Raw genomic sequence first — 19,370 nt, forward strand, 5'->3', positions numbered from 1 at the left:
TTAATCTCCACCGGCGACACCCGGGTAATCTGTACAGCCATGGTGGAGGATAAAGTGCCTCCTTTCTTAAAGGGTGGCGGTAAAGGCTGGATAACCGCAGAATACTCACTCTTGCCAAGCTCCACTTTGACCCGTACCCACCGCGAAGCGGCTCGCGGCAAGATCGGGGGCCGTACTCACGAGATTCAAAGGCTGATCGGCCGGTCTTTACGGGCCGTGGTCGACTTGAGCAAGCTGGGCGAGAAAACCGTGTGGATTGATTGCGACGTGATTCAAGCCGACGGCGGAACCAGGACAGCATCTATCACCGGAGGGTTTGCGGCCCTGGCCCTGGCTATGCAAAAATGTCTTGACCAGGGCGTTATCAAGGAATGGCCTATTGTGGACCATGTGGCCGCGATCAGTGTAGGGATGGTTGACAGCCAGCTGATGCTGGACCTTGAATATGTGGAGGATTCCCGGGCTGAGGTAGACATGAATGTAGTTATGACCGGAAGCGGCGATTTTATAGAAGTTCAAGGGACTGCGGAAGGCAAACCCTACAGCCGCACTGATCTCGATGAAATGCTTAGTCTGGCCTGGGGGGGAATCGAGGAACTCATCGCCATGCAAAAGCATATATTGGGGGCATAAGTGTGAAAAAAATGCTCATTTTAGCTACCCGTAACCAGCACAAACAACGTGAGTTGGAAGAATTGCTGGCGCCTCTGGGGTTTGAGGTGAAAAGCCTGGCCGATTTTCCGGATTTTCCTGAAGTCGAAGAGGATGGCCGGAGCTTTGAAGAAAATGCTGCCAAAAAAGCCCGGATCACCGCTATGTACACTGGTTTGACCAGCCTGGCCGATGACTCCGGCCTGGAGGTGGCAGCCCTGGGGGGACAGCCCGGAATCTATTCAGCTCGCTTTGCTGGTGAGCAGGGTAATGACGAGGCCAACAACCGGAAACTGTTAAGACTGATGAAAGAATTCCCGGCAAAACAGCGCCAGGCTCGCTTCGTATGTGTGGTGGCGGTAAGCGGCCCCGATGGGGAGACCCAAACCGTAATGGGAGTATGCGACGGCCAGATTGCGTTCGAACCCGAGGGCGCCGCGGGCTTCGGCTATGATCCTCTTTTTATTCCCGCGGGCTATACCCGAACTTTTGCAGAGTTGAGCGCGGAAGAAAAGAACCTTATCAGTCACCGGGCACAGGCCTTGAAAAAACTGCCGGGCTTGCTTGCCAGCCAAGCCTAGGCTATATAAGGGAGGCCATCCAGTGAGGATTGCGGTAATCGGTGATACTCACGGTCGTATTACCGGTATATGCAGGGCTCTGGCTAAAAACCCGCCTGATCATCTCATCCACACCGGGGATTTTTACGCTGATGCCTGCAAAATAGCTGAGACATTAAACCGGCCTTTCCATGCCGTAAGCGGTAATTGTGACGCCAAAAAAGACGGACCTGCCGAACTGCTCCTGAAGTTGGCCGGCAGGCGGATATATGTAGTGCACGGCCATCAATACGGGGTTAAAAAGAATTTGAATAACATTTATTATCGCGGCCAGGAGATGGAAGCCGATATAGTCATATTCGGGCACACCCATGTACCGTTTTGCGAAAAGCTCGGCGAGTTGTGGCTGCTTAACCCCGGCAGCGCTTCACGGCCCCGGCTCACCAAACTGGGCCGGTACATTTGTCTCAATGTTGAGGAGCAAGCAATCAACCCTGAGATATGCAAGATAAAGCCTTAAACGGAGAAAATAATGGTTACAGTCCGAAACGATTAGGGGATGGAATTGATGTATGATATTATAATCATCGGTGCGGGGCCGGGGGGTTATGTAGCTGCCATCAGGGCCCGGCAATTGGGCCTAAAGGTGCTGCTGATAGAGAAGGCGCAGGTAGGCGGCACTTGTTTGAACCGGGGCTGCATACCTACCAAAGCCTATCATAAAGATGCGCACTTTATCAAAGACCTGGCCAAAAGCCCGCAGTTTGGAGTCACCCTTTCCGGCTGGCAATTCAGCCTGGCTCAGGCCTGGGAAAACAAGCAAAAGGTGGTCGAGACCCTGGTTGCGGGAATACGACGCCTTTTGCAGGCCTACGGAATTGAGGTCCTGCAGGCTCAGGCCGGCCTGGTGGACGGCCACACGGTTTTGGCGGACGGGGTCCAGCATCACGGCAGGTTTATTCTGCTGGCGACCGGCTCAATACCGGCGGTTTTGGATGTTCCGGGAATGGACTTGCCCGGGGTTATGAATAGTGATGAAATCCTGGATCTCCAAGAGCTCCCGGCGAGAATGGTCATTATCGGCGGCGGGGTGATCGGGCTGGAGTTTGCGAGTATATTCCAGTCCTTTGGCAGTCAGGTTACGGTTATCGAGTACCTTCCAGCACTGCTCAATACTCTGGATGAGGAATTGGGCAAACGCCTCGGGGTTTTTCTGAAAAGGCAGGGCATTCATGTTATGACCTCAACCGGGGTGCAAAAGATTGAGCTTGAGAAGGACGGCCTCTTAGTCAAGGCGGAAGGCAAAAAAGGCGCTGTTCAGGTGGAAAGCGACGCGGTTCTGGTTGCTGCCGGGCGGCTGCCTTTCACAGCAGGGCTTAATCTGGATCGAGCCGGTATCAAAACCGGGCCCAAGGGCTTTGTTCAGGTCGATCATACCTATAAAACTTCTCTGCACAATGTATATGCCATCGGGGATGTGATCGGGGGACAGATGCTGGCCCATGTAGCCTCGGAAGAGGGGATTGCGGCGGTTGAATCCATGGCCGGAATAAGAAGCCGTTCTGCCAGCCCGCTGGTACCCTCATGCGTATTCACTATCCCGGAGATAGCCTCGGTGGGCCTCAGTGAACAACAGGCCAAAGAACGGGGCATGAAGTACCGCAGCGGCAAGTTCCAGTTTGCTGCCAACGGGAAAGCCCTGACCATGGCGGAGAGCGATGGCGTAGTTAAAGTCCTGGTGGATGAAGACGATGTAATTATCGGGGTTCATATGATAGGGCCTCATGCCAGCGATCTTATTATGGAGGGTCTGGCTCTGATGGAGCAAGGGGCTACCCGGGGACAGGCCGTCGATATGATCCATCCCCACCCCACCTTGAGTGAAGCCCTGCGGGAGGCTATTCTGGACGCCGGCGGGGAAGCCATACACCTGGCGCCTGCCAGGAAATAAAAGCGATTTAGAGGAGAGCTATCAATGCTGCAGATCATTAATCCCTCACGTGACCCTTATTTCAATATGGCCCTGGAGGATTATCTGGTCCATTCAGATATTAAAGAAGACCTCTTCGTACTGTGGCAGAACCGGCCTACAGTAGTGGTGGGCAGGCATCAGAACAGCCATGCGGAAATCAACCTGCCCTATGTGCGTGAAAAGGGCATCGCCGTGGTGCGGCGCCTATCAGGCGGGGGCGCGGTGTATCATGATGAGGGCAATCTCAACTTCACCTTTATCACTGCAGCTTCGGGAATGAAACTGGATTTTGCCGCCTTTACCGTTCCGGTTATCGAGGCGTTGCATCAATTGGGGGTGCCGGCTGTGCATACCGGCCGCAATGACATCGTTATCAAGGGACGCAAGTTTTCGGGCAATGCCCAGTATCGCTTCAAGGACCGCCTCATGCACCATGGCACTATATTATTCGATTCTAACCTGGAGGATGTGAGCCAGGCCCTGCAGGCCGATGAAAGCAAGACCATCGCCAGGGGCATAGCCTCAGTGCGCAGCCGGGTGACTAACATAGCCGAGCATTTAGATCTGCCTTTATCGTTAGAGGAATTTAAAAATATGCTGGTTGACAATATACTCCGTCACAGTAGTTTTAGCCGGCAAAGAGAGCTGAACCATTTGGAAACAGCGGCAGTAGAAGCCTTGCGGGACAGCAAATATACCAGCTGGGATTGGAATTACGGCCATTCCCCGCAATTCAGCCAGCGCAGAAAAGCCCAGTTCCCCTGGGGGAGTATGGAGGCCCTGTTGTTGGTCAAGCAGGGGAAAGTGGCCATATGCAGATTTTTCGGGGACTTTTTTACCATTGCAGATCTATCCATTCTGGAAAACGCTTTGCTGGGCAGGCCCCTGCAGGAAGAAGCTGTCGGGGAGGTCTTAGCGGCTCTTGACCCCGGCGCCATCATCCCCGGTGCCAGTGTAGAGCAGATCATGAGTCTTCTGATCGAATAGTTATCATTTATTTATATTTGGTTCCGGGTGATCCCTTCAACACCGGAATCTTTCATTTTCAGAGCCTCGGTTATGGTCATACAGCTCTTATCAGATCCGGGACTCGGAGAGGTTGTTTATCCTTCATTGTTGCAGGATATTGTCCAGGGACTGCTTTGCGCTCAAGGCCCCGGCAAAAAGATCTCCTGTCTGCTTGAGGCGTTGAGGGATACTTAAGATGTCGAAATCTTCGGGTTTGACCTGGCGGATTTCTTCCCGGCGCAGCAGCGCGGATACGGTAGCCTGAGGACGCGGGCGGACGCTTCATCGGTTGGGAAACGAGCCGGGCATTCATGAAGTCTTGGCCTTTGCCGCCGGTTTTTGTTTCTTTTTTCTCACTTTGGAGGCCGTTTCCTTACCGTCAGGGTGACGGTCCTCTTGAGAGAGTTTTACGCTTTCGCGCAGGGCCTCCATCAAATCCACAATGTTGCTGGGCTGAGCCGGCCGATCCGGGGTTACCAGTTCTTGATCGTTTACCTTGGCAGTGATCAGCTCCCATAAAGCCTGGCGATAGTCATCCTGATATTTATCTGGGTCAAAATGGGAGGAAAGGTTTTCTATCAGACTCACTGCCATCTTAACCTCGTTTTCGTGCAAGAGATCTTCGTTGACTCCCGGGGACAGGGACTGAACACTTCTGATTTCGTCGGGATAAAAGATGGTTTCCATGACCAGCCATTGATCTTTTACGCGCAATACCGCCAGGGCCGATTTGCTGCGGATTACCACTTTGGCTATGGCTATCCTGCCGGTTTCCCTCATGGCCTTCACCAAAAGGGCATACGCCTTCTCGCCGCCGGGGCTGGCCTGTAAATAATAACTTTTATCGTAATAAATGGGGTCCACCTCAGACAATTCCACAAAATCCAGTATATCCACCGTCTTGGTATTGACTGCAGGGATGCGTTCCAAGTCCTCATCGGCAATCACCACATAACTGCCTTTGTGATATTCATAGCCGCGCACGATATCATTGCTGCTGATTTCCTTTTCGCAGCGCGGACAGTACTTGTGATATTCCACCGGCCCCAGGCATTCCTTGTGCAGAAACTTAAACTTGATATCTTTATGCTCGGTGGCGGCATACATGTTGACCGGGATGTTGACCAGCCCGAAACTGACCGCGCCTTTCCATAGAGTTTTCATGTCTATCACCCATCCTTTGCTGATATCTTTAGCATTCATAAGCAGGCGGGTAATTATGCTTGACGGACAAAAATCAAACTAGTTGGTAGGCAGTATATTGTCATCAGGAAAATTTTAAGTTATATTGGTCGAGGGTTGATATAGCTGTTTTATAGAGGGGAAGGGATGTTACACATGGGTATATTACCGGATTATATTGGGGTATCAGCTTTTGGTCTCAAAATGGGAGTCATTGTTCCCGGCAGCGATGTGGTATCGATGGTAGGCGAAGTCCTAAGTAAATGCGCCCGGGACGGTTTTCTGGATGATGGTGATACGGTGTGTGTGACTGAATCGGTAGTAGCGCGAGCACAGAATAACTATGTAACTACAGACGATATCGCCGAAGAGGTCAGGAAGAAGTTGCAAGTCGGGCCTCAAGGGCGGATCGGGGTTTTATTCCCCATACTCAGCCGCAACCGGTTTTCCTTGGTTTTAAAGGGGCTGGCCGCCGCCGTTCCTCAGGGAGAAGTAGTGATACAATTATCCTATCCCACTGACGAAGTAGGCAACCAGCTGTTGCCGTTTGATTTCCATGAAACCCTGGGCAAGTGCGAAGGCGATACGATTCTTCTTGAAGATATTGGAGAGGAGCGCTTTCTGCATCCCATCACCCAGGTTGATTACATCGCATTATACGAGCAAATCGTCAATGAACAGGGAGCGGCCTGCCAAATGATCCTGTGCAATGACCCTGCTCATCTGGCCGGTTATGAATTGGACGGAGTGGTCGTAGCCAATATCCATAACCGCTTTCGTACCAGAGCCAAACTGGATGCCAAAGGGGTTAATTGCATAACGCTGCAGGACATCTGCAACAGCGGTCCCAAGAGCTGGTCAGAATGGGGCGTATTAGGGAGCAATCTCTCTTCCGGAGACAAGCTGAAGCTGGCTCCGCGCGACTGCGACCGGTTAGCAGACCAGATTCAGAAGCGGGTTCAGCAAGATCTGAACAAAAATGTGGAAGTCATCATATACGGGGACGGGGCTTACTGTGATCCCTCCACCGGGATCTACGAACTGGCCGACCCTCAGCCCGCCTTCGGAATGACCGCGGGCTTGCGCGGCAAATATCGCGAGGGGCTGAAGTATAAATATCTGGTGGATAAAATGCTGGATGAAGGCTACGATATTGAGACAATCGCCCAGCATATTCATGCTCGCAAAGATGAACAGCTGGACCGCAGCAGCATAGAAACCGAGGGTACAACTCCCAGAAAATCCGAGGATCTGTTATCAAGTCTGGCGGATCTGGTCAGCGGATCGGCTGATGCCGGAACGCCTTGTATACTAATCAAAGGATTTCTGCAAAAATGATAAGACACTCATAATATAAGATAAGGCCGTTTCCCGGATTCCAGCGGGGAACGGCTTTTTTGGTGCGCCGCGTGCCCAGATAAGCACGCACTGTCCAGCCGGTGCAGTTAGGTTATAAAGTATACAGTTAGGATCATCTTTATGTTTAGTTGTCGAAACAGTCTTGCACACACGATACTTGCCTTGCCGGTAATTATATTGTTCAGGATATAAATAGATACTGAATCCTTTAGATTCTTGTGGCAAAACAGTAACTCGTGAGTGTGTAAAATAAATTGTGGTGCGGCCGGGAAATGGCATATTGTTTAGCAGGTGGAACCCCTGCCTGGCAAACCCTGAGTCGGGGAGCCAGTAGCGAGTCTTGGAGCAGTATGAGTAATCATACTGTTTAAGCGTAGACAGTCAGGTAATAGGCCCGAAGCCCTTAAAGGCGAGTGATTGAGCCTCGAAAAGTTTACAAACACGGGAAGGTCGACCGGGTCACAAACCGGGAAGACAGGATTGCTCCAGGCGCTAATGACGAGCATGGCGCAACTTCCCCGGGGTCGAAGAGCCGGGCATGTTACACAATGACAATATGGCAACCCGGGAGACCCTGCTAGCCCTTGCCTAGGCAAGTATGGCGTACAACCGATAAAAAGGAAGGAACCCAAATGGCAAGCAGGGAGTCGGATAGCTGAATAGTACTGATGAAAACGGGTAATTCCGGACGAGGGAAGGCAGCTACACACAGTCGACCTTGTTAGGGAAACATTTACTACACACAGGGGTAGATTATAAATGGAAACAAAACTAGCAAGGATAGCGGAAATAGCAAAGCAGAGGCCCAAAGAAGAGTTCACCTCACTGTACCACCTTATGAATCCCATGATGCTCAAAGAATGCCACTGCCAACTGGCGGGTAACAAGTCAGCCGGAATTGACGGAGTGACTAAGAGAGAATACTCAGCCGATCTGGATAGCAACATCGAAGGGCTTGTTCAAAGGCTAAGGACACACAGCTATAAACCGAAGCCTGCGAAAAGGACATACATACCCAAAGCTGGAGGCAAAGAAATGCGTCCATTGGGTATACCTGCGCATGAGGACAAGATCGTTCAGATGGGACTATCAAAGATATTAACGGCGATTTACGAGCAGGATTTTCTCCCTGTTTCCTACGGTTTTAGGCCGGGTAGAGGATGTCATGATGCTCTTAGAGAACTGAACAAGACCATTGTTGAAGGCAAGATTAATTATGTTGTCGATGCCGATATAAAGGGATTCTTCAACAATATCAACCATGAATGGATGAACAAATTCGTTGCCTTAAGGATAATTTCCGCCAGTTTGTCTTTATTTATTGGTTTTAATAAATAATCATAAGGATGGACCATAAATGAATCCAAGGCATATTTACTATAGCCGGTTATAAACACAAACACTGTATTAGGACTCACTGACGAAATCATTTCTGCGGTTTGGATTCCATCAAACCTATCTTCAGGTTTCAGTTCAATATCCAAAAGTGCAATGTCCGGCATGTGTTTTTTTGCAGCTTTGATTGCATCCTGTGAATTATTTACTGAAAAGACTGCATCCACCATAAAGTGATTACCTACGAAAGCCTCTAAGAATTCTAAAGTGTATCTTTCATCTTCTAAAATAAGAACAGTACTCATAAGCTGGCTTCCCTCTTACTTCAAGCATTTTGACAACTCTGTTCATAAAGAATGAATCATGTATTACAGTAAATGATATACTTGATTTTTAGGAAGAAACTGACACCAGCAATAACTAGAGATCAACGAAGATTTTGAAATAGGCACTTTGAAATTAAATAAACCAAATCCCACCTCTTCATTAAGCTTGTCTGAGGCACAAAAACCCTACTGCAAGATACAGTGGTATTGCATCCATCTTTTGCCCTCCGAATTATCTTCTGCTTAATTGTACGGGCCAGTTACTAACAATATTTTCGTTAAGAACAGCAATAATCCTGCATAATAATGACAAAATATCCAAATCCAGCATTAATTGTCCATTTATGTGTTTAATTTGCATAACGCGCCGCAACTTTTTCTTTATTATAGTTTATGGCGGCTGGTACATTGTTAAAACTAAATGGCAAATTAATGCAACATATGGACTTTTTATATAATTTGCCTTGAAATGATAAAAATGGGTGTTAGGATTGGAAAGTAGGAAGATAGATTAAATAATATTTTTGAAAGGGGGGTGATATACATGCTTTACTAAATTCCCGTAATTCCACTAGCCTATGAAGGATGGTATCGCCAAGGAAACTCTCAGTCAGATATCCGGGGAATGAGAAGTAACTATTATTGTAATGTTTGAAACAAATAATGAAATGGAGGGATAATTTTGAAAAAACGAATGATTTGTATGATTATTGTATTTTTATTCATTATGAGTTGCCCTAATCAAAGCTTTGCATTAAATGAAAGACCTGTAAATGTTGATTCAAAGGTTTTTCGGGAAATGTATAGTGATCAATTTGATCTCAATAATGAGATAGACATTAATAATTGTGAAAAGGTGCCTGATTATATTGAAAAAGTAATTGATGCACGATTAGATGTCGGTAAATCCCAATCTATTAAATCAACGTGGAATTTAAATATGGGGTTAGATACAACATATCTTTCAGCTAATGATGGTGATGCCTATTGCGATGTATGGGCCGGAAGTGAATCAGATGGGGATTATTTATATAATTGGGATACAGACCAGAATGTTAATTACGGGGGTTGGGCTGACGCTAAAACTTATCTGATTTCCACTTTTGGCAGCGGTGACCAATTTGAAGGTGCGGCTATCGCATGGGTAGGAAATGAATTCAAAGTTCTTGGTACACAAGCTGAAAGAACTTGCAGAGTCACTTTTTATGGAGATTATTCTGGACAAGTAAGCCACATGTCAGATGCTTTAGCAAGAAGTAAGATTATACTTAGAATTATTGATCGAAGTGACAGCAATAAAAAAATTATGGATGGGGTAATAAATACTAGTCCTTCCGGTACAATTAATCATTATGGTACTGTTACCTTAAAAAAAGATCATATTTATGAATTTCAAATGATGATCTGGACAGAAGGACATGTTGATGATCCATTGCCAAGTATTTATGCTAGTACTGCTCTTTCAAATTACTGGAGTGATGGACTGGAAGGATATGGATTAGATTATTCTGGTATAGAATTTGACTGGCAATAATATTTCAAAATGGCTATCTTATTTAGGGATAGCCTTCTTTTCTGGAAAATATTATAATAGTAATCTAATCTGATCAGCAAGATAGGTTGAAAGGGTGGCTATTGGTATGATAATGGGACCAAAAGCTCTTTTTAATGTATTAATTAAATTAATAGGCGTAATTACTATAGCTTATATTCTAATGGATCTAATGAATATATTAAGTGGTTTGGGTTATTCCGGATTATATTCCGCAAAGTCATTATATTTAATAATCATGTTTGTATTCGGCCTATATTTGCTTCAAAATGATAACTGGTTTTTTGTTATTGGAACTAAAACCACTAATTTATCATTTGCAACCGAATATACCATACAAAACATAGTGCTTCTTTGCCTAAAACTAATTGGTATAGTCTTAATGACGATACAATTTAGCTCCTTGTTGGACTTTATACAGTTTTATATTAGTACAGATTCTGTGGAACTAAGCTCGTCAATCTGGTTGATGACTATCAATATAGTATTACTATTATTGGGGTGTGCTTTATTAATATTGAATCCAATTAAAATTGATAATGAAGATAAGTAGTATTTTGCATTTCAAGATTTACCATGGGGCTTCCATCAGTCTCGTTTATGGTTGCCGGAAAGGTCTTCAGCATTTCATTGAAGATGCTGTCCGCGTGGCTGTTTCGGAGGTTGTGTGTTCCTGAAGTGTTATATTGCCAGTGGGAGAATCATATGAATGGAATTAAAAGAAACATCATTGGAGTATTCATATGTGCATTAATGTTGTTTGTGATAGGCTGTATTAATCAAATACCTGACGGAAAGACAGATGCTCAGCCTGATTTAACGAATGTATTAACCCGTGTTGAAATTGAAAGAGCACTAGGCGAAAGAGGATTTCACCCTGCAAAGACTATGGAAGATGATGGACGGAAAAGAAGCTTTGCTTTATGGTAAGGGCAAAAACTGGGAGGCGCAGGCATTTGTTGAATACTACCAGAATTGGTACGAAGATAAAGACGGTGGAATTCGCGCTGACCAATTATCCGAACAAAACCTAAAAGTCAGATATTGCGGGCCTCAAAAATGAAAAGCCCCAGTTAATACAGTATGAATATAAAAGCCCCGCTGGTACTGGAAGGGGATCTTTTCGGACTATAGACACAGATAAAGATGGATGGGTAAAGGTTTGGAGTAACGGAAGTGCTTCTATACCGAATCCCAAGACTGTTTGCACTCTAAATCTGATGTGGGGCAATAACAATGAAACGATTACTATGACACCGAAAATCAATTGAGGACCAGCTGGCTCTTTTCTGTGGTATCCACAAGAATTATAAAGAGTTTAGTAAAACAGTATAATATGCCCAAACAGCTAATTTAATATCGAGGGTATAGGATTATGAAATGGGGGAGCTATGGTTATAAATTCAGTTATTATCATTATTATTTTATATTTAATATTCAGTTTATTACGTAACAAATACGATAAGATTCGATTATTTCGGGTATTAGGTTTAATTGTTTTCTGCGTAATGGTGTTAATAATTAATAGTGCTTTGTCACGCTTTACAGTAGGTGTAATGTGGAATACGAATGATTATACCTGGCTTTATTGTGTGTTTGGGTATTTTTTTGTTGTTCTCAGTATATTTTATTTTTGGTACAAAAAAGGGAAAAGGTTAATTATTGATTGTGCGATTTTTTGGGTATTAAGTATTGTTTGTACATATTTGCTTTTTAAAGGCTACTGCCATATATTCACATATTATTATTATAAATTAGGCATGTAAATATGACGAGTTTACAATGAGCAGCGGCCGAAGCAAAAACTTACCATGACGAAAAATGGGTAATGTTTGAGCCGGTTGATACTTCCATGTTTAACGACTTTATTCAGTTGTTAGGCATTAAGAGAAAACCAAACCGAAAATAACACTTTGGAATTTGATGAGGAAAAGCTATGATGAAAAGATATATTGCCTTTTTAAGGGGCATAAATATAGGTGGTAAAAATAAAATCCCAATGTCTGAATTAAAGGCAGGTTTTGAAGAACTTAGTTTAGTAGAAGTTAAGACATATCTGAATAGCGGCAATGTCATCTTTTCAAGTGATGATGAGGATTTTTCCGGTCAAATTGAAACAATGATAAAAGACAGGTTTGATTTGGATATACCGATTTTTGTCATATTAAAAGAAGCATTGGAAGATATATTACATAACGCTCCCGACTGGTGGGGAACTGAAAACAAGGAGATATATGATAATCTAATTTTTATAATGCCGCCAACAACATTTGCCGATGTGCTTAGTGAGATAGGAGAGCCTAAAGAAGAACTTGAAAAGATAAAGGATTACAAAAAAACAGTATTCTGGTCTTTTAGTCGAAAGGATTATCAAAAGACAAATTGGTGGTCAAAGACTGCTAACGCAAACATTAGTAGCAAGCTAACAATACGAACGGCAAACACAGTTAGAAAGATAGTTAAGATGTAATAAATCAGCAAATTCCAATTTGCTGAAGGGTTTGGGAATAACCCAACAAGTAAAAATCACGTTTATCGGCACAGACGGAAAAGCGCGGTATAAACACCTCCCCCTATTGGTTTTGGTATCTGCAAAGCCTTTATTTTCAAAGCTTATTTTGCCTCTACTGCGTAACATTGATTGGAGTCTAACACCTGCCTCAGTCCCGGATTTTGTGAAACAATATTTTGCCGGGTGAATACCCTGGTCCTCATGGGCTGCGAACCAGGGAATTAATCAATCGATAATGTTTAAAAATGAATGCAGCGAGGTGCTTTTCTCAAATTCGAGAGACACTCCGCTGTTTTTTTATTGACATGGTTTCGCTGTTTAATTATAATTGTACTATAACAAGTAGTACAAAAGAGGGTGGTCGCTTGTGGTTTGATATAAACCCGCGTTTGAGTACACCGGTATACCGGCAGCTGGTGGATGAAATAAAAGAAGCCGTGGCTCTGGGAATAATGGCTCCGGGGGAGCGTATGCCCACCGTGAGGGATATGGCTACGGAGCTTTCCTTGAATCCCAATACTGTCGCCAAAGCCTACCAAAGGCTGGAGCAGGAGGGGATAATCGTCACCATGCGCTCCCGGGGCACGTTTATAGCGGATCGTTCCAGTGCTGATTTGAACCTGGCCAGAAAAAAGCTGACGGGACAGCTGGAAAAGGTGCTGGTAGAGGCTTACCATCTGGGCCTGGATCGCGCTGAGATAGAGCGATTGTTTGCTGAAAGCCTGGATAAATGGGGGAAAAGGGGAGGGAAGTAATCATGAATCTTGCCATAGAAACCAGGGCTTTATACAAGTCGTTTGACGGCTTCAAAGCCGTTGACGGATTAAATCTGGCGGTTTCCGCCGGTTCCGTATTTGGGCTTATCGGTCCCAATGGGGCGGGTAAAACAACTTTGATCCAGATGCTTGTGGGCATAATTCGTCCTGACCGCGGCGAAGCATTCATATTGGGGCGCAGTATCAAGGAAAAGGACGGCGGCATCAGAGACCAGGTGGGTTATGTGCCTGATGTCCCGCTTATGTATCCTGGCTTTACGGTTGCCGAAATGTATCGTCTGGGAAGTAAATTATACCCCTGCTGGGATCAGGGTCGTTGCCATGAATTGCACCGGGCTTTCAGTTTGCCGGCCGGTCAGCGTATCCACAGTTTATCCCGGGGCCAAAAAGTTCAGGTATCCCTGGTTATGGCTCTGGCCCTGCGCCCGCGTTTACTGCTGCTGGACGAACCGACCGCGGGACTGGATCCGGTAGTCCGCCGGGCTTTTCTCCATACCATTATTGAAGAAGCTGCCAGCCGGGGGACCACCATTTTTTATTCCACCCACAACCTTAATGATCTGGAACAAAGCGCTGACCATATTGCGGCCGTTTACCAGGGAAGGCTGTTGTTCAGCCGTTCCCTGGATGAGTTGAAGGAATCCATGCACCGCCTGCAGCTTGTTTTTGGGGGCGAGCCTCCCGGGGAGGCAATTGCATCGCTGCCGGGCTTGCTTAACTGGCAAAGCAGCGGGAAGGTGGCAACAATCACCATCATCGGTGAGCGGGACGGCATTTATCCCCGGCTAAGCGCGCTGGGAGCTGAAATGATCAAGGAGATGGACTTTGATCTGGAGAGTATGTTTGTGGAGTTAATGAAGGCTGAGGGCTACGGGTTTGGAATGTGAGAAGCGGGAAATGGAATCGGCGGGTTGAGGTCAGATGTAATGTCGACGAGCGGACTTAAAAATGGCTTGGGGAAGCGGGGGACGGAAGGATGCCTATGATCAAGGAGAAACCGGTGGGGATCAGAAGTACCGGGGTGGTGAAATTATGAGGTTAAAAGCTTTGCTCTGGATAGAATGGAGGCAATATCGTTGGTATTTCGCCCTGGCCTTTTTGGCAATAAGCCCGGGGTCTGTTATCTGGCCCGCAGCTATCTGGATTAACCGGCCGGATTCCGACGCCTGGTCTGTGGGCATCAAGAGTATACTGGCGACCGGATCTTCCACCACCGAGACCGCAGCGATGGCTGCGGCGGTGCTCCTGGCTGCCCTGATGCTGGCCGGAGAAAGGGGGGGCGCCCTCAATTATCTGGTAGCTGCTCCAGTGAGCCGCAGGGAAATTATAATTTCCAAATTTATAAGCGGGTGGCTGGCAATTATAACAATGATGTCTGTTATCAGTCTGTTTTTTATAGTGGGTCAGGAACTGCGGCCTGGGCAATACAGCATTCCGGAGGTAATGGATTGGGCGGTTATTACCACCGTGGCCTTGCTCTGCCTGTTCAGCCTGGCTCTCCTGGTGGCCTCCTTTACCCGGGGGACTCTGGCATCGGCTTTAATCGCGACGGTTGTTACGGGCTTGCCCTGGATATTGATCACTATAGCCGGGCAGGTATTTAGCCGGTTCTACACTTTTTCCTCCCAGTTCGAAATAAAACTGCAGTTTTTAGAGACCTATCTTTTTATCCCCAATTATATCAGCCGGGATGGGCGTTTAATCAGCAATGGCGGTCTGCTTATCGATCGAGTGAAACCCGATTATCCTCTGGAGATAACCGTTTTATTGTTAGTTTCCGGCCTATGCCTATGGGGAGCTATGGTGTTATTTGAAAAAAACCACCTGGAACGCCGGGGAGAAATACTGCTTTTCGGTAGCTTCAAGCATATTGCAATAATGCTGATATCCTTGCTGTACGCTTTGCTATGGGCGGGGGAAACTGCCGCGACCGCAGTCTTGTATCTGGTTTATTTCCCGGTTATGTGGCTGGGGTCATATCTGTTCATATACGCTACGGTCTGGTTATTAGGCTGGTTGGCCTGGAAGCTTGGGGCTAATGGCTAGCGCCGGCCTCCATCAGGTACTTGTAAACATAGAGGGGGAGACATAAATGCATCTTTCAGCGGCAATGCAGGGGCTATTGGATAAGGAATGGCGTCATAGCCGGGGTTATATGCTGGTTACCTTGATATTGATAGTCTATGCACCGGTAATTAAAACCTTATTTATCCTGCTGCAGGGTGATGCGGCGCTGTTTCAGTGGGGGCAGGAATTGAACTATGCACTGCACTTCGGTATCAATCAGATACCCCCCTCGAATTATACCGGACTGCTGCAATGGCTGCCATTTGTGGGCTGTGTGTTTTTGGGAATCATCATTCTGGGGGAAGAACAGCAGAAAAGTCTCAAATATCTGGTGAGTACGCCAGTCAGCCGCCGGCAGATTATTCTTTCCAAATTTATCCCCGGAGCAGCCACCATTTTTGCGGCCATGCTCATTAACGCTCTATTTTTGATCGCTTTTGACTGGATACACCCTATGCCCTTCGAAAGTCGGGATGTGCTGAATTGGAGCATGCTAGCCGGTGCTCTGTGTCTGGCCTATTATACTCTGGGGCTGATGGCGGCTACCTTTAGCGTTGGTGTCTTGGCAGCAGGCTCTATTGTCTTTTTACTGAATATGTTGCCAGGTATGCTGACTGGGATGATCGATAATATTGCCGCACGTTATTTCGCGGTTAGCCAAGCGGTTTCTGTTCGTATTTATGCCATAGGGTCATATTTTAATCTACATGATTACATTTCCCGGAACGACCGGGATATCACTCATATAGATCATTATACAAATTTTATTACCATTACCGGCATAAGCAGCAACGGTGCTAATAGCCCGGATTACCTCTTGGAAAGCGGCATATTGTTAGTGTGGGTAGTGTTATTACTAGTCCTGGCAGTGATCATTTTTGAAAGGGTCTCCCTGTCAGCAGACGGCACCATTTTTACCAGCAACCGGGCGCGCAAGTTGGGCTTGGCTATCGGAAGCGCATATATCGCCTATTTACTGGCATTCTCCTGGACGGAGACCCTGCCGGCATTCAGTGTTTATATGATCGTGATAACCGGCCTCATTTATACGGGAACGGTCTTTCTGTACCGCTTCCTGCAGCGCCACCGGCGCCTCAGATAACAGGACAGTGACGTTGGGCTGAGAGGGGCAAGACAGGAACATTTCGTTGGTCCGGACTTTGGCCCGGTCAACCCTGAGGATAAAGAAAGAGGCAACCAGAGGAATAAGAAGAAGGCTTATTAATGCACCCCAGGTCAAGGCAACGCTTTCTGCTTATTTACCGTATGCGACGGAAATGTATGATAAATCAGGACCGACCGTTCCGTTGGCATATTCTTGCCCTTATTCGAAAATTGCTTTATAGTAAAACAAGCTTAAGAATGCACGTAAGAGCCATCGAATAAACGGCTCTTTTTAACTTTATAAGTATAAGGCCACAGTCTAAAATGGACAGCGCGGGATATAATAACGGCTTTTAGGTGCTGCTTAAGTTAGAGAATTTGGGAGGAATGTATTTATGCCATGATGAAGCCAAATTTGCTGCGCTCAGGTTACCTTGATGCACCTTTGATTCTATCGTTTATTCTGCTCAAAGCGTATTTCATCATACATTCCCTAAATTTGGCTCTGCCCGGGAGGATACTATTACTAAACTGTGGATTGCTCCTGATCCTGACAGCCAGTACCTACCTGATGAGCCCATTTTGGCGCAGGAGTTTTCTCTACACACTCAATCTAAGCTGTTCCTTTCTTTTTTTAGCCGACCTGCTGCATTACCGCTATTTTAGTATTCCCCTCACTATATATTCCGCTTTGCAGACAGCGAATTTAAACGGTTTGGGAGAAAGCATATTTGCTCTGCTAAAGATGAGCGACCTCCTTCTTTTCGCCGATATGCTGATCTGGCCTTTCTTTTTCTTGCTGACCGGTGCGGCCCGACTCCCCAAAAGCCGGGTCATTTTTGCAATCCAGTTGATTCTTGGCCTGGTATTGACGGGCTTCTATCCGGTGCAGCAAACCTACTATGAAAAAAACGATATCTTCCGCCGTTTTGATACGGCTATGACATTTAAAAACTTTGGCCCTCTGGGCTTTCATGCCGTGGATACGGCCTATTATATTATGGATAGAAATATCGAACTGACCGATGAAATAGAAGACTTGATCCTGGCCTGGTTTGACAACCGGGAGCTGCCGGGTGATGACCAGCTTTTTTCTGCTCTGCATGGTAAGAGCAAAGGGAAAAATTTGATCATTATACAGGTGGAATCCCTGCAGAATTTTGTTATCGGTGAGACTGTGGCCGGACAGCCTATTACGCCCAATTTAAACGAGCTTTTGCAACACAGTTTTTATTACCGGCATTTTTATCCTCAAACCGTCGATGGCAATAGTTCTGATGCCGAACTGGTGGTAAATAATTCTCTTTATCCCATTCGGCAAGGCAGCACCTTTTTCCGTTACCCGGGGAACCGGTTTAATTCTTTACCGATGTTGATGAAGGGTTATGGCTATCGAACCGTGGCTATTCACGGCGACGACGCCAGTTTTTGGAACCGGAACGTAGTTTATCCCAACCTGGGATTTGACGAGTTTTGGGATATTGATAAGTTTGCTTTAACAGATATCGTGGGCATGGGCCTCAGCGACACGGCTATGTTTGAGCAGTCGGCGGCTATGTTGAATGAGATTCCCCCACCTTTTTACTCTTTTATCATCACGCTTACCAGCCACTATCCCTTTTACATGCCGCTGGATAAGCAATATCTTGAACTGCCGCCGTCTTTGGACGGCTCCCATGTGGGGAATTACCTGCAAGCCGTACGCTATGCCGATCAGGCCATCGGCGACTTTATGCAGGAACTGGAGCAATATGGCCTGCTGGATAACTCGCTGGTGGTCATTTATGGAGATCATGACGGGCTTTTTGAAAAAGACAAATCGCAACTGGAGGAGTTATGGGCCGGGGAAGAGATTAGCAGCGAAGAATGGATCAGGGAATATCTGCCGGTACCTTTGATTATTTACCAGGCGGATTTTAAAGGAAAAAGGCCCGGGGTTTACGGCGGGCAGGTGGATGTTCTGCCGACTATCGCTTACTTAATGGGATTTGATCAGGAAACTGCCCGTTATGCCATGGGGAGAAATCTGATGAGCTTAGCGGAAGGCTTTGCCATCATTCCCAGAGGTGACTACATCAAGCAGGCGGCCTATATTAGCCCTGACGGCATTGATTACGATTTAGATGTAGACAGTGAGACGGAAAAAACTCTGCGAGTAGCGGATCTTATCATAAAGACCAATTTTTTTGTTATGAGTCAGGGAATGGCTAATAGGCAGAATTGACGGGGTTTCCAGATTGACAAGGCAGGTCAAGAGTAGCTATTTCAATATCTGCTATCCTTTTTTTGCAGGAGGTGACGAATTGGATAATTGGGAGAACATAAATGCGGTGCAGAGGGTTCAGGATTATATTTCAGAAAATATCAATAAGCCCATCACACTGTATATGCTAAGCAGGGCAGCAGGTTATTCTCCGTGGTACACTTCGCGGATATTCAAGGAGTACACCGGGAAAACACCGTTGGAATACATCCGCTGGCTGCGCTTATCCCGGGCGGCCATAGAGCTTTGGGATGACAGCAAACGCGTCATAGACGGAGACATTCTTTTTGCTTCCCTTTTGTTTATCGAAACAAGGGGGGCTAAAGCAAGAAGTTCAGGTCCATGGAATTGCCACTGCCGCTGGTTGCCAGCTGGTGGCGGCCTGTGATTTGGCCGTAGCCTCTGATGATGCCTTGTTCGGCACCCCCGGCATGAAGATCGGGCTCTTCTGCAGTGCTCCGGCAGTCTTTCTAAGCCGCAGCATAGGCCGGAAAAAGGCCCTGGAAATGCTCTTTACGGCAGAATTTATGCCTGCTGCAGAGGCTCTGATCCATGGGCTGGTGAATAAAACCGTTCCTGCGGATCAGCTCGGTGACGCAACCTATACGATGGCCGCGACCATCGCCCAATACAGCAAATCGTGTCTGGCCATCGGAAAACGCATGTTTTACGAACAGATCAACATGGACGACTTCAAGGCCTT

The 19,370-nt window shown here is 46.5% G+C and carries 18 protein-coding genes and 2 pseudogenes; 17 read left to right on the top strand and 3 right to left on the bottom strand.

The annotated features are described in order from the left end of the window. The 5 genes from rph to lplA all read left to right on the top strand — a co-directional run. On the top strand, positions 1–633 hold a 633-nt coding region (gene rph / locus B3W37_RS11610), incomplete at its 5' end, for a ribonuclease PH (protein WP_483175870.1). 11 nt (positions 634–644) lie between these two features. After that, positions 645–1,232 (top strand): XTP/dITP diphosphatase, encoded by a 588-nt coding sequence (locus B3W37_RS11615; RefSeq protein ID WP_483169698.1) that lies wholly within the window; start codon positions 645–647, stop codon positions 1,230–1,232. Positions 1,233–1,254: 22 nt separating this feature from the next. Beyond that, positions 1,255–1,731: a metallophosphoesterase family protein gene (locus B3W37_RS11620; RefSeq protein WP_481040791.1), complete on the top strand. Its 477-nt coding sequence runs from the start codon at positions 1,255–1,257 to the stop codon at positions 1,729–1,731. Between the two features lie 48 nt (positions 1,732–1,779). Further along, positions 1,780–3,162, top strand: a complete 1,383-nt coding sequence (lpdA, locus tag B3W37_RS11625) for a dihydrolipoyl dehydrogenase (RefSeq protein WP_483175872.1) — start codon at positions 1,780–1,782, stop codon at positions 3,160–3,162. Between the two features lie 24 nt (positions 3,163–3,186). Further along, positions 3,187–4,170, top strand: a complete 984-nt coding sequence (gene lplA, locus B3W37_RS11630; RefSeq protein WP_483169672.1) for a lipoate--protein ligase — start codon at positions 3,187–3,189, stop codon at positions 4,168–4,170. 123 nt (positions 4,171–4,293) lie between these two features. On the opposite strand, the pseudogene B3W37_RS11635 reads toward lplA, so the two are convergent. Both B3W37_RS11635 and ku read right to left on the bottom strand, forming a co-directional pair. After that, positions 4,294–4,461, bottom strand: a pseudogene (locus tag B3W37_RS11635) (non-homologous end-joining DNA ligase); the annotation flags it as partial. A gap of 39 nt (positions 4,462–4,500) precedes the next feature. After that, on the bottom strand, positions 4,501–5,394 hold the full coding sequence (ku, locus tag B3W37_RS11640; RefSeq protein ID WP_483169673.1) for a non-homologous end joining protein Ku: 894 nt from the start codon (positions 5,392–5,394) through the stop codon (positions 4,501–4,503). 135 nt (positions 5,395–5,529) lie between these two features. On the opposite strand from ku, the gene B3W37_RS11645 reads away from it, so the two are divergent. After that, positions 5,530–6,711: a coenzyme F420-0:L-glutamate ligase gene (locus B3W37_RS11645; protein WP_483169674.1), complete on the top strand. Its 1,182-nt coding sequence runs from the start codon at positions 5,530–5,532 to the stop codon at positions 6,709–6,711. 780 nt (positions 6,712–7,491) lie between these two features. Next, the gene (locus B3W37_RS11650; RefSeq protein ID WP_483169675.1) at positions 7,492–8,070 is read left to right on the top strand and encodes a reverse transcriptase domain-containing protein; all 579 of its coding nucleotides are present in this window, start codon (positions 7,492–7,494) and stop codon (positions 8,068–8,070) included. A 14-nt stretch (positions 8,071–8,084) separates the two neighbouring features. Here B3W37_RS11650 and B3W37_RS11655 read toward each other — a convergent pair. Then, a pseudogene (locus tag B3W37_RS11655) lies at positions 8,085–8,372 on the bottom strand (LytR/AlgR family response regulator transcription factor); the annotation flags it as partial. 703 nt (positions 8,373–9,075) lie between these two features. On the opposite strand from B3W37_RS11655, the gene B3W37_RS11660 reads away from it, so the two are divergent. The 10 genes from B3W37_RS11660 to B3W37_RS11705 form a co-directional block, all read left to right on the top strand. After that, a complete protein-coding gene (locus tag B3W37_RS11660; protein ID WP_483169676.1) occupies positions 9,076–9,927 on the top strand; it encodes a hypothetical protein in 852 nt (283 codons plus the stop codon). A gap of 723 nt (positions 9,928–10,650) precedes the next feature. Beyond that, positions 10,651–10,875 carry a hypothetical protein gene (locus tag B3W37_RS11665; RefSeq protein WP_483169677.1) on the top strand — a complete coding sequence of 75 codons (225 nt, stop codon included), beginning with the start codon at positions 10,651–10,653 and terminating at the stop codon, positions 10,873–10,875. 1,006 nt (positions 10,876–11,881) lie between these two features. After that, positions 11,882–12,415 carry a DUF1697 domain-containing protein gene (locus tag B3W37_RS11670; protein WP_483175874.1) on the top strand — a complete coding sequence of 178 codons (534 nt, stop codon included), beginning with the start codon at positions 11,882–11,884 and terminating at the stop codon, positions 12,413–12,415. A gap of 407 nt (positions 12,416–12,822) precedes the next feature. Beyond that, on the top strand, positions 12,823–13,212 hold the full coding sequence (locus B3W37_RS11675; protein ID WP_483175876.1) for a GntR family transcriptional regulator: 390 nt from the start codon (positions 12,823–12,825) through the stop codon (positions 13,210–13,212). Positions 13,213–13,214: 2 nt separating this feature from the next. Next, positions 13,215–14,120, top strand: a complete 906-nt coding sequence (locus B3W37_RS11680) for an ABC transporter ATP-binding protein (protein ID WP_483175877.1) — start codon at positions 13,215–13,217, stop codon at positions 14,118–14,120. Positions 14,121–14,181: 61 nt separating this feature from the next. Continuing rightward, complete coding sequence (locus B3W37_RS11685) at positions 14,182–15,279, top strand: ABC-2 transporter permease (RefSeq protein ID WP_483175878.1); 1,098 nt, start codon at positions 14,182–14,184, stop codon at positions 15,277–15,279. A 46-nt stretch (positions 15,280–15,325) separates the two neighbouring features. Continuing rightward, a complete protein-coding gene (locus tag B3W37_RS11690; protein WP_483175879.1) occupies positions 15,326–16,402 on the top strand; it encodes an ABC transporter permease subunit in 1,077 nt (358 codons plus the stop codon). 402 nt (positions 16,403–16,804) lie between these two features. Beyond that, positions 16,805–18,628 carry an LTA synthase family protein gene (locus B3W37_RS11695; protein WP_483175880.1) on the top strand — a complete coding sequence of 608 codons (1,824 nt, stop codon included), beginning with the start codon at positions 16,805–16,807 and terminating at the stop codon, positions 18,626–18,628. 79 nt (positions 18,629–18,707) lie between these two features. Further along, positions 18,708–19,055, top strand: coding sequence for a helix-turn-helix domain-containing protein (locus B3W37_RS11700; RefSeq protein WP_483175881.1), 348 nt, complete (start codon positions 18,708–18,710; stop codon positions 19,053–19,055). A gap of 1 nt (position 19,056) precedes the next feature. Beyond that, on the top strand, positions 19,057–19,370 hold a 314-nt coding region (locus B3W37_RS11705; protein ID WP_483175882.1), incomplete at its 3' end, for an enoyl-CoA hydratase-related protein.

The organism is Syntrophomonas sp. UBA5494, assembly GCF_002426325.1.